Below are 10405 nucleotides of genomic sequence, written 5' to 3' on the forward strand. Positions count from 1 at the left end.
GTGATGCGGGCCGATCAAGACGCCGGCCTTCAGTCGGCCGGGCGCATGGCTCTGATCTCGTCATCGCTCGGCATGTAGGGGGTCGGATCGACATAGGCCCAGTCGACCATGACACCCTTGCCGTCCTCGATCGCGGTAGTGCCGATAAAGGCGCCCATCGTCGACTGATTGTCGATAGCGCGATAGGTGATTTCGCCGTCGGGCGTATCGACCGTCAGCCCTTCGAACGCTTCGAGCAGGGCATCGGTCTCGATGGAGCCTGCCTTTTCGATCAGCGCGGCGATGCTCTGGGCGGTCATGTAACCGACGAGGCTGCCGTTCTTTGGAGTTTCGCCCGTTTCGGCGATATAGGCGTCGACAAACGTCTTGCCCGGCCCTTCGCTGATCGCATACCAGGGATATCCGGTCACGACCCAGCCGACTGGCGCCTCATCGCCCAGCGGTTCCAGATACTCAGGCTCGCCGGTCAAAAGCCCGTAGACCATGCGGCCCTCGAACAAACCACGCGTGCCGCCCTCGCGGACGAATTTCGCAAGATCGGACCCGAAGGTGACGTTATAGATCGCATCGGGCTTGGCGGCCTCCAGCGCCTGAACCTCGGCGCCGGCGTCGATCTTGAACAGCGCCGGCCATTGTTCGGTGACGAATTCGACCTCCGGCTTCAGCCGCTTGAGGTTGGTCTTAAACGCCTCGACCGCGTCGGTGCCGTAGGCATAGTTCGGCGCGATCGTGGCATAGCGGACCGCATCGGTCTTGGCGGCCTGTTCGGCCAGCATGGCGGCCTGGACGAAGGTCGAGGTCCGCAGTCGGAACGTGTAGGGATTGCCCGAACTCCAGACCAGCGCGTCCGCCAGCGGCTCGGCCGCGAGATAGACATAGCCCTTCTCGGCCGCGAGCGAGGAGATGGCGAGGCCGACATTGGACAGGATCGTCCCGGTCAGCATCACCGTGTCCTCGCGGGTCATCAGTTCCTCGGCGATCTTCACGGCCTCGCCCGGCTTGCCCTGGTCGTCGCGGAAGATGAATTCCAGCGGCCTGCCGAGAACCCCTCCCGCCGCGTTGATCTCCTTGAGCGCCAGTTCGATGCCCTTGCGATAGGGTTCGGCGAAGGCTGCCATCCGCTTATAGTGGTTGATGTCGCCGACCTTGATCGATTCCTGGGCGGCAGCCCCCCCGGAGATCGCCGTTAACAGGGCGATGGCGACTGCCAGCTTCCGGATTATTCTCATGAGTCTCTCCTGATGGCTTCGAGCACGGAACGCGCCCCCCATAGGCGGCGGTCAATGCGGGGTCAGCTTCCAGTTGCTCCCGCTTTCGATCGCCGGCAGCTTGTCCATCGCAATCCGGATCGGGCGATGCTACGACCGGCGCCCCCTTCCCTTCCAGACCGCTTCCAGCCTTCCTTATCGTCCCACGCGCCAATACGGAATAGCGAGGGGCCTACGAGCGCCGAGGCTGCCGGCCCTTCATCGAATGATGCGCCACCCACCGTTCGGCCGGTAATCGAGTCATACCCGGCAGACGATCCATACGCAGAAACCCCGGCGTCCTTGTAAGGGGACGCCAGGCAGACACAGTATCAGGCGGCGGCGTCAGCCTTCCTGTGAAGATCCGGGGGGACGGCTTCCTCGCTCAGGGCCGCGACCGCATCCGCCAGGCCCATAGACGTTTGGTCGCGCGAGCCGATCCGACGCAAATTGACCGTGCCTTCCTCGGCTTCGCGCTTGCCGCAGACGAGAATCACCGGGACCTTGGCGACGGAGTGCTCGCGGACCTTGTAGTTGATCTTCTCGTTTCTGAGGTCGGTTTCGACTTTGAGGCCTGCCTGCCTGAGCGCTTCGGCAACCTCATTGACGTAGCCATCGGCCTCCGACGTGATCGTCGCCACCACCACTTGCAGCGGGGCGAACCACAGCGGCAGGTGGCCGGCATAGTTCTCGAGCAGAATTCCGAGGAAGCGCTCCATCGACCCGCAGATCGCGCGGTGGATCATCACCGGAGTCTTCTTGTCGGAATCCTTGTCGATGTAGAACGCGCCAAAGCGTTCAGGCAGGGTGAAATCGACCTGTGTGGTGCCGCATTGCCAGTCGCGGCCGATGGCGTCGCGCAGCACATACTCGAATTTGGGTCCGTAGAAAGCCCCCTCGCCCGGATTGACCGCGGTCTTGATCTTGCCGCCCGATTGCGCCGCGATCCGCTCGAGCACATCGGCCATGATCCTTTCGGCGTGATCCCAGTTGGCGTCCGAGCCGACGCGCTTTTCGGGCCGGGTCGACAGTTTCACCGTGATCTCGTCGAAGCCGAAATCGGCATAGGTAGACAGGATCAGATCGTTGATCCGCAGGCATTCGGCCTCGAGCTGGTCCTCGGTGCAAAAGACGTGGGCGTCGTCCTGAGTAAAGCCGCGCACGCGCATCAGCCCATGCAGCGCGCCGGACGGCTCGTAGCGATGCACGTTGCCAAATTCCGCGTAGCGGATCGGCAGGTCTCGGTAGCTTTTCAGACCGTGCTTGAAGATCTGCACATGGCCGGGACAATTCATCGGCTTGATCGCGAAGACGCGTTCGTCCTCGGTTTCCGTGACGAACATGTGCTCCTTGTACCAGCCCCAATGGCCCGAGGTTTCCCAAAGCGCCTTGTCGAGGATCTGCGGCGCGTTGACCTCATCGTAGGTGTCTTCGAGCCGGCGGCGCATATAGGCGACGAGGTTCTGGAACATCCGCCAGCCATGCGCGTGCCAGAAGACGACGCCGGGCCCCTCCTCCTGGAAATGGAACAGGTCCATCTCCCGGCCGAGCCGACGATGGTCGCGCTTTTCTGCCTCCTCCAGCATATGGAGATAAGCCTTCAGCTGCTCCTGATTGGCCCAGGCGGTCCCGTAGATACGGGTCAGCATCGGATTGTTCGAATCGCCACGCCAATAGGCCCCCGCGACCTTCATCAGTTTGAAGGCGTCGCCGACCTGACCGGTCGACGCCATGTGCGGTCCCCGGCAGAGATCGAACCAGTCGCCCTGGCTGTAGATCTTGACGTCCTGATCCTCCGGGATCGCGTCCAGCAGTTCGACCTTGTAGGTCTCCCCCTTGTCGGCGAACACCTGACGCGCCTTGTCGCGCGGCCAGACTTCCTTGGTGAAGCGCGCATTGCGGCGGATAATCTCGGCCATCTTCTTCTCGATGGTCGTCAGGTCATCGGTGGTGAAGGGCGTATCGCGGGCGAAATCGTAATAGAAGCCGTTCTCGATCACCGGACCGATCGTCACCTGGGTGTCCGGCCATAGCTCCTGAACCGCTTCGGCCATGACATGGGCGGCATCGTGCCGAATGAGTTCGAGCGCGCGCGGATCATCGCGGGTGAGGATCTCGAGCGCACCGCCGCGCCCGAGCGGATCGGCCAGATCGCGCACTTCACCGTCGAGCGCATAGGCGACGGCCTTCTTGGCCAACGACTTGGAGATACCGACGGCGACGTCGATACCGCGGGTGGCCACGTCGTATTCGCGCGCGGAACCATCGGGAAATGTCAGGGAAACAGCGTCAGCCATAGAGCAAATCTCTCTCATCCAGTCCCGCCAACGAACGCGGGTGGTTCCGATTATCGGCGCGCGGCCAGGAGACCCAAGACGATCGTGAATTGCTCTCCGCCCGCGCGGCGGATATATTCAAGGTGCGTGTACCTGTGCAAGGGAGCCGCGACCATGAACATCGAAATTCTGCAACCCAAGCCGTTCGACCTTGTCGGAAACCCGATAATGATCGCGGGCAACGCGGTCGGATTCGAGGGGCACCTAACTATCCGGATCAGCGAAGGGCATGACGAGGTGACGGCCGCCGCCAATGCTGGTTCGCTTTCCATCCGCCAGTTCCAGGAGGCCGTCGACATCCCGCCCGATGCCGCGTTCACCCTGAGCCGGCTCTTCGTGACCGTTACCGACGACAGCGCCGGCGGCCCCAACCCTCCAACCGTGACCGTGCCGGTTCTCTACGGACCGAAGATACTTCCGGGATATGTTGGATATTGGGAACACACGGTGGTGAGCGGCGAAACACTCTCGGCCCTCGCGAACCGGTATTACGAGGATACCTCGAAATACCCCGTGATCCAGGCGGCCAACCAGCATGTCGTGACCGATCCGAACCTGATCTTTCCCGGCCAGGTGCTGAGGATCCCCCGAGACTTCTGAACCAGCCCGAAAGTCCCGCCACACGCGTCTGCGGTTTCGTCCCAGCCTTTGTTCGCGACGATGAAGCCTATTTCGTCTCGTCCGCCCCGTCCGTCGGCACCGGGTCAAGGCCGGCGGTTCCGAACGGGCCGCAGCGGGCAACGCGCCGCGCGCTCATGAACCCGCCTCGAAGCAGCCCGTGCCTGGCAACCGCCTCATAGGCGTATTCCGAGCAGGTCGGAATGTGCCGGCAATGCCCCCCCACGAACGGCGAAAAGACGATCTGGTAGAAGCGGACGAGGGCTAGGCCGACGAGGCGGCCCGGTGTCCGGCGCCATGATCCGTCGTAATTGCGGCTCAAGGGCCGATGGCGGTCGGGCGGGACCTCGGTCGCGGCGTGATCGGCTTTTAATGGAGGCTCGCACATGACCGGATCAGCGCGTCGAACCGGCGGATCCACCGTCTCGTTCGACCGTCATGCCGCCGCGCTCTCGTCCTTGCGGGCGATCTGATCGAGCGCGTCGACAACCGCGTCGAACGTCAGCATGGTGGAGGCATGCCGGGCCTTGTAGTCGCGGACCGGCTCCAGATACTTCAAATCCTCGAAGCGGCCTGACGGCGGCGCTCCGTTTTCCTTCAACATCCGGCGCATCGTCTCGCGGACCTCACGCAATTCGTCAGGTGTAGCCCCGACGATATGGCTGGCCATCACCGACGACGACGCCTGCCCGAGCGCGCAGGCCTTCACCTCATGGGCGAAATCCGACACGACGCCGTCGGCGAGCGTCAGATCGACCGTCACTGTCGATCCGCAAAGCTTGGAGTGCGCCGTCGCGCTCGCACCCGCGCTTTCGAGGCGCCCGATCCGCGGAATGTTGCCGGCCAGCTCGAGAATGCGGGCATTGTAAACGTCGTCGATCACTGCAACACCATCCGTAAGCTTCGCTGGTTTGCCCTGTCATTTCGCTTTTTCCGAAACTATATAGTTGCTTGGGCGCTGGTTCGAAAGTCGCCGTCCTCGGTCGCGTCGTCGTGATCTGATGGCGCCGGAAATGGGATAGGTGTGGACAGGATATCGAATTCGAGCCGTGATGACGCTCCGGCGCAGGCTCCCGACCAACATTCCCTGTGGATTGCCGCACGAATTCCGACTGGCACGGAGCGAAACAACATGGACGCTGTCGTCAAGAAATTTCCCGACATTTCCGACGAAAGGCGCGACGAGCGGCCGAGTCGGGCTGAAGCCGAGGCGGCGGTAGAGACATTGCTGCGCTGGGTCGGCGAAGATCCGACCCGCGAGGGGTTGCGCGAAACGCCGGCCCGAGTCGTGAAAGCCTACGAGGAGTTGTTCGGAGGCTACCGACAGGAAGCCGGCGACGTCCTGGGGCGGACCTTCGAGGAAATTTCCGGCTACGACGACATGGTGCTGGTACGTGATGTGGACTTTCATTCGCACTGCGAGCACCACATGGTGCCGATCATTGGCAAGGCGCATGTTGCCTATGTTCCGGACAGCCGCGTTCTCGGCCTGTCGAAAATTGCCCGCCTCGTCGATATCTACGGCCGCCGCCTGCAGACGCAGGAATCGATGACCGCCCAGATTGCTACGGCTATCGCCGGCATGCTTCGGCCCAAAGGAATCGCGGTAATGATCGAAGCTGAACATATGTGCATGTCGATGCGCGGCATTCGGTCCAAAGGCTCGCTGACCGTCACGACGTCGTTCCAGGGCGCCTTTGCCGAGGATGCCGAGTTGAAGGGGCGGTTCTTCTCGCTGACCGGTCACCGGGTTTGAGGATGGCGATGTCGGACCAGCCGGTGTTTGATCGCCCTTCAGCCGACGCGAGTGAACAGGAGGAAGGAAGACGGCTTCGGCCACGGTTCGATGATGCCGGCCTCGTGACCGCCGTTGTCACCGATCATGCCTCCGGCGAACTCCTGATGGTCGCTCATATGAATGATCAGGCGCTTGAAGCGACCCTTTCGACACGTGTGGCGCATTTCTGGTCGCGTTCGCGCAACGCGCTCTGGAAAAAGGGTGAAACGTCGGGCGCCCTGCAGAGCGTGCGGGAAGTCCGCGTCGATTGCGACCAGGACGCCATCTGGTTGAAAGTCGCCGTGGCCAAGCCGGAAGACACGTGCCATACCAGCCGAGCGACCTGCTTCTATCGTGTCGTGGCGCAGGATGGGCATAGCCTTATGGATCAGGACGCGGTCGATGGCCGCGCCGCTTCTTAATCGGATGATCAGACCTTCGCCTTAGCATTACCTAGACAGACGGAGAACAACCGGGACGACGCAAGATGCTAGATCGGGTCTTCGGTTGGGGGGCCGAACCTCCCCCCGCCAGCTACGCGCCGCAAGAGACCGCGACGCGGCCCCCGCCTGGCATCGCGTTGGCCCTTGGAGGCGGTGCGGCTCGCGGCTGGGCGCATATCGGCGTACTCAGAGCACTGGACGAATACGGCATTCGCATTTCGATGATCGCCGGTACGTCGATCGGCGCCCTCGTGGGCGGCTGTTACCTGGCTGGAAAACTCGATGATCTGGAAACCTTTGCCCTGTCGCTGACGCGACGGGGAATGATGCGGTTTCTCGATCTGCGTTTCGGCGGCGGTGGGCTGATCGGTGGGATGCGGCTCAGTCGTCGCCTGTCGGAATCGCTGGAAGGGATCAAGATCGAGGATCTGGACCGTCGCCTCGTCTGCGTCGCCACCGAGGCGCACAATGGGCCCGAGGTGTGGATCGATTCCGGCTCCCTGATCCTGGCGATGCGGGCGTCCTATGCGCTCCCAGGTGTGTTCGAGCCGGTCTCCTGCGGCAACCGGCAGCTGCTCGACGGAGCTCTCGTCAACCCGGTTCCGGTGAATGTGTGCCGCGTCAACGAGGAAAAATTCGTCGTCGCCGTGAACCTGCACTACGACCTGTTCGGCCGTGCGGCGGTCCTTCGCATGCGGGCCGTCGCGGATGAACGCGCCGACGACGAACACGCCTCTTCGCCGGGACTAGGGCTGACGGATATCGTGACGCCAAGGTTGGAGGATGCCTCTCCGCGGAGAGAGAAACTCAGCATCGCACGTTCCATGGTCGATGCGTTCAACATCATCCAGGACCGCATTTCGCGCGCCCGCCTCGCCGGCGATCCACCCGATCTTTCACTTCAGCCGCGCGTGCGCGACATCGGCCTTTCGGAGTTCTTCCGGGCCGAGGAGGCCATCGCGCTCGGCTACGAGGCGACGAAAACGCGGATCGGCGAGATCGAACGAATGACCGATGCCGCTGTCAAATCAAGCGCCCGCTAGTCGACGATCGACTTGCGTCGCCCGCTGCGTCGGGGTCCAAGAGCTTTCGTCTCGACCGCCTGCTCTCGCTCTGGTTCAGCCGGCCGCGATATACTCGCGCATCTCGTTCGCCTCGCGTTCCACCTCCTCGATTCGGCGTTTGACGACGTCACCGATCGAGATAATCCCGACCAGCTTATCCTCCTCGCAGACAGGCAAGTGGCGGAAACGACCGTGGGTCATCAATTCCATCGCCTCGTTGATCGAGGTCGATTCCGTACATGTGGTCACCGCCATCGTCATGACGTCGCGCACGCTTTGAGAAATGCTGGCGACGCCGGACGTTCCAAGAACACGAACGATATCGCGTTCCGATACGATACCGGCGACCGCCCCCTGAGCATCGACGAGGACGATGGCGCCGATCTTTCTGCCCGCGAGAATTTGGATAGCCTCTTCCAAGGTCGCCTCAGGTCGGAGTGTCACGACCTCCCGGCCCTTCTCTTCCAGTATTTGGCGCACGGACATGTCTTCAGTCTCCCCTTCGTCTTCGTGGACATCCGGAAGGGTGAGCCAGACTGGCACGAACCGCAAGAGGCAAGGCGCGCGTGTCAGGGCGTGCGGATGCGCGACAGGGGATCGAACAGACGAAATGCCAGAAATCCGAACGCGAACCCGCCGAGATGGGCTTCCCAGGCGATTGAGCCGCCGCCGAACGCACCGCCGACTCCGCTGCCGATCAGCAGGTTGGTCGCGAAAAAGACCGCGATGAAGACCAGGACGGTCCTGTTGCCCAACGCATCGGCAATCGACACGACCGGCAGGTCGGCCCGCGCCGGATTGAACCGTGTCCGCCCCCGCCCGCCGAAGGCGAAGCAGCAGGCCCCTCCCATCAAAGCGGACACAATCCCCGAGGCCCCGATGACCGGCGCGACCAGCGTCGGGTTCAAGGCCGAGAAGGCCGCCGCACCGACCACCGCGCCAGCGCACGAGAAGCCGACGAAACGAGCGGTCCCGAGGCGCCGCGCGACCGGCGTCCCGAAAGCCAGGAGCCACACGGCGTTGACCCCCAGATGCGTCCAATCCCCATGTAGAAACGCATAGGAGATTGGCGTCCAGAGGTCGGCGCCGGGGGAACGAAACCCACAAATTTCATCGACATCACCGTAGCAACCGGGAATGAATGCGAAGTCGAGCAGCACATCGGACGCAGCCACGGGGCCCAGCACGAAGACCCGGATCGCATGGATGACCGCGAAAATCGCGATAAGGATCAGAATGATCCCCGGCACGTTGAAAGCCGGAGGGTACCGCCCTCGATCAGTGGTCTCGTCATCTGTTCGACTGGATTGGTGCGGGGTCACGCGTCGCGCTCCGTCTTCGTTTCGGTCTTTGTGTGGTGCCGGCCGACAACCGCGAGGGCGACGCATCGGTTCGCCGAACATGGGGCGCGGATCGCCAAGTGACACAACAAAAAACCGCCCCATGTCATGGGGCGGCTGAAGGTCTTGCGTGCACCTGAACCGGAAAACCAGGACGCGCACAGTGGATGCTGCCAAACAGGATCGAATCCGTCCTGCATCATTCGTAAGTTTTCCAGCGCAATTCGGCAAACAGATCTTCATGCGAGAGTTAACACGGCTCCGCCGCGTCGCAGGACGGAGATTCCTGCACAGATCGTTAAGCTTCAAGCTGTAAAAAATCCCGGTAAGCACGGTTGCCAGCGACCGTGGGGAATTGACGGCTGAGAGAATATGCAAGCTGAGGCACGGCAATTGGGATCGGAGGAGCGGCGCCGCTTCAATCGTGTCGACGTCAATCTCCTCGGGCGGTTCATGCGCGAAGACCGAACCGAATATCCATGTCGCGCCGAAAACATGTCCCCCGGCGATGTCGCGATCACCACGGCCGTCCGGCCCTGGGACGGCGAACGGATCATCGTCTACATAGATCATATCGGTCGATTGGAGGGCACGGTGGTTCGCGTTTCCGACGGTGGTTTCGTGCTCTCGCTCAAGAGCAGCGAACGCAAACGCGAAAAGCTGGCAGCCCAACTGACCTGGCTAGCGAACCGTCATGAACTCGACCTACCGGAAGATCGGCGCCATGAGCGCGTGGAGCCGGAAAATCCCTTGATCGACCTGGTCCTCGAAGACGGCCGACGCTACCAGGCTCGGATCATCGATCTGTCGCTTTCCGGCGCCGCCGTGACGAGTCGAATTCGACCCGCCATTGGTTCGCGGATCACGCTGGGCACGACGCAAGGGCGTGTCGTCCGCCACCTCGAAGAGGGGTTTGCGATCGAGTTCGCGGCAACGCAGTCGCGCGAAACGATCGAACGCAACTTGCGTTGATCGCCTTCGGGAATTCGTCGGGATCTCTTGGCGCTTGAGGGACCGTAATCAACTCGGTTTCGACTGCACCGGCCGTCCCGAAACCGCGGCATTCCGCCGATCGAAGTAAGGCAGACGGTGAAGATTGCCGCAACAGGGTCACGCCCTCCGCCCTGGCATCTGTGGAACTACGTTTGAGCGAAATCACGCCCCAAAGGGACAAAGTCCAGTTCATGCGATCGCACGGCCGTGCGGAACCCGTGGATAAATCCGCCGCGGAGGCGTTATGCGCCGGGAAACGGCACATGACTCTTGAAGAACATTTAGTGAAAGTATAGGCAGAGCCCATGGTTGATGGGCGCGAGAAACCATTGCAACACGAGTTTGTCCCGCACGTTTCGCAGACGGGTCCGCGATGAGCGACGACCTTTTTTCGGGCAGTGCGGCGCGTCGGACAAAACCGTCCAAGCCGGCTGATGAGCCTTCGCCGTCGCAAAATTCAGCGCAGCAAGCCGACTACACGGCGGCCGACATCGAGGTTCTGGAAGGCCTGGAGCCGGTTCGCCGCCGCCCGGGCATGTATATCGGCGGCACCGACGAAAAGGCGCTGCATCACCTCTTTGCCGAGG

Annotated in this window: 11 protein-coding genes and 1 pseudogene; 6 read left to right on the forward strand and 6 right to left on the reverse strand. The window is 62.3% G+C overall.

Going from position 1 to position 10405, the window contains the following annotated elements; translation table 11 throughout:
* Positions 1–29 precede the first annotated feature (29 nt).
* Entirely contained in the window at positions 30–1229 is a 1200-nt protein-coding gene (locus tag MJ956_RS10265) for an ABC transporter substrate-binding protein (protein ID WP_253964375.1), read from the reverse strand.
* A 350-nt stretch (positions 1230–1579) separates the two neighbouring features.
* A complete protein-coding gene (gene thrS, locus MJ956_RS10270) occupies positions 1580–3544 on the reverse strand; it encodes a threonine--tRNA ligase (RefSeq protein WP_253964376.1) in 1965 nt (654 codons plus the stop codon).
* Between the two features lie 153 nt (positions 3545–3697).
* On the opposite strand from thrS, the gene MJ956_RS10275 reads away from it, so the two are divergent.
* Positions 3698–4183 (forward strand): LysM peptidoglycan-binding domain-containing protein, encoded by a 486-nt coding sequence (locus MJ956_RS10275; protein ID WP_253964377.1) that lies wholly within the window; start codon positions 3698–3700, stop codon positions 4181–4183.
* Positions 4184–4250: 67 nt separating this feature from the next.
* On the opposite strand, the gene yidD is transcribed toward MJ956_RS10275, so the two are convergent.
* On the reverse strand, positions 4251–4589 hold the full coding sequence (yidD, locus tag MJ956_RS10280) for a membrane protein insertion efficiency factor YidD (protein WP_253964378.1): 339 nt from the start codon (positions 4587–4589) through the stop codon (positions 4251–4253).
* 48 nt (positions 4590–4637) lie between these two features.
* A complete protein-coding gene (locus MJ956_RS10285; RefSeq protein WP_253964379.1) occupies positions 4638–5084 on the reverse strand; it encodes an iron-sulfur cluster assembly scaffold protein in 447 nt (148 codons plus the stop codon).
* A 249-nt stretch (positions 5085–5333) separates the two neighbouring features.
* On the opposite strand from MJ956_RS10285, the gene folE reads away from it, so the two are divergent.
* The 3 genes from folE to MJ956_RS10300 all read left to right on the forward strand — a co-directional run bounded on the left by folE (position 5334) and on the right by MJ956_RS10300 (position 7464).
* Positions 5334–5957 carry a GTP cyclohydrolase I FolE gene (folE, locus tag MJ956_RS10290; protein ID WP_253964380.1) on the forward strand — a complete coding sequence of 208 codons (624 nt, stop codon included), beginning with the start codon at positions 5334–5336 and terminating at the stop codon, positions 5955–5957.
* Positions 5958–5965: 8 nt separating this feature from the next.
* The gene (hisI, locus tag MJ956_RS10295; RefSeq protein WP_253964381.1) at positions 5966–6400 is read left to right on the forward strand and encodes a phosphoribosyl-AMP cyclohydrolase; all 435 of its coding nucleotides are present in this window, start codon (positions 5966–5968) and stop codon (positions 6398–6400) included.
* A gap of 65 nt (positions 6401–6465) precedes the next feature.
* Positions 6466–7464, forward strand: a complete 999-nt coding sequence (locus MJ956_RS10300; protein WP_253964382.1) for a patatin-like phospholipase family protein — start codon at positions 6466–6468, stop codon at positions 7462–7464.
* A gap of 75 nt (positions 7465–7539) precedes the next feature.
* Here the strand turns inward: MJ956_RS10300 and MJ956_RS10305 are convergent, their stop codons facing one another.
* Both MJ956_RS10305 and MJ956_RS10310 read right to left on the reverse strand, forming a co-directional pair.
* Positions 7540–7971, reverse strand: a complete 432-nt coding sequence (locus tag MJ956_RS10305) for a CBS domain-containing protein (RefSeq protein ID WP_253964383.1) — start codon at positions 7969–7971, stop codon at positions 7540–7542.
* A gap of 83 nt (positions 7972–8054) precedes the next feature.
* Positions 8055–9068 carry a rhomboid family intramembrane serine protease gene (locus tag MJ956_RS10310; RefSeq protein ID WP_341482715.1) on the reverse strand — a complete coding sequence of 338 codons (1014 nt, stop codon included), beginning with the start codon at positions 9066–9068 and terminating at the stop codon, positions 8055–8057.
* Between the two features lie 129 nt (positions 9069–9197).
* On the opposite strand from MJ956_RS10310, the gene MJ956_RS10315 reads away from it, so the two are divergent.
* Positions 9198–9797: a PilZ domain-containing protein gene (locus MJ956_RS10315; protein WP_253964384.1), complete on the forward strand. Its 600-nt coding sequence runs from the start codon at positions 9198–9200 to the stop codon at positions 9795–9797.
* Between the two features lie 394 nt (positions 9798–10191).
* A pseudogene (locus tag MJ956_RS10320) lies at positions 10192–10405 on the forward strand (DNA topoisomerase IV subunit B); the annotation flags it as partial.

The organism is Aurantimonas marianensis, assembly GCF_024195285.1.
Classification (GTDB): Bacteria; Pseudomonadota; Alphaproteobacteria; order Rhizobiales; family Rhizobiaceae; genus Aurantimonas; species Aurantimonas marianensis.

What these genes read in the sequence shown, in the direction of transcription:
- folE (WP_253964380.1), top strand. Translation starts at nt 5,334, where the DNA reads ATGGACGCTGTCGTCAAGAAATTTCCCGACATTTCCGACGAAAGGCGC.
- MJ956_RS10310 (WP_341482715.1), bottom strand. Translation starts at nt 9,068, where the DNA reads ATGAAGATCTGTTTGCCGAATTGCGCTGGAAAACTTACGAATGATGCA.
- MJ956_RS10265 (WP_253964375.1), bottom strand. Translation starts at nt 1,229, where the DNA reads ATGAGAATAATCCGGAAGCTGGCAGTCGCCATCGCCCTGTTAACGGCG.
- yidD (WP_253964378.1), bottom strand. Translation starts at nt 4,589, where the DNA reads ATGTGCGAGCCTCCATTAAAAGCCGATCACGCCGCGACCGAGGTCCCG.
- hisI (WP_253964381.1), top strand. Translation starts at nt 5,966, where the DNA reads ATGTCGGACCAGCCGGTGTTTGATCGCCCTTCAGCCGACGCGAGTGAA.
- MJ956_RS10305 (WP_253964383.1), bottom strand. Translation starts at nt 7,971, where the DNA reads ATGTCCGTGCGCCAAATACTGGAAGAGAAGGGCCGGGAGGTCGTGACA.
- MJ956_RS10300 (WP_253964382.1), top strand. Translation starts at nt 6,466, where the DNA reads ATGCTAGATCGGGTCTTCGGTTGGGGGGCCGAACCTCCCCCCGCCAGC.
- thrS (WP_253964376.1), bottom strand. Translation starts at nt 3,544, where the DNA reads ATGGCTGACGCTGTTTCCCTGACATTTCCCGATGGTTCCGCGCGCGAA.
- MJ956_RS10315 (WP_253964384.1), top strand. Translation starts at nt 9,198, where the DNA reads ATGCAAGCTGAGGCACGGCAATTGGGATCGGAGGAGCGGCGCCGCTTC.
- MJ956_RS10275 (WP_253964377.1), top strand. Translation starts at nt 3,698, where the DNA reads ATGAACATCGAAATTCTGCAACCCAAGCCGTTCGACCTTGTCGGAAAC.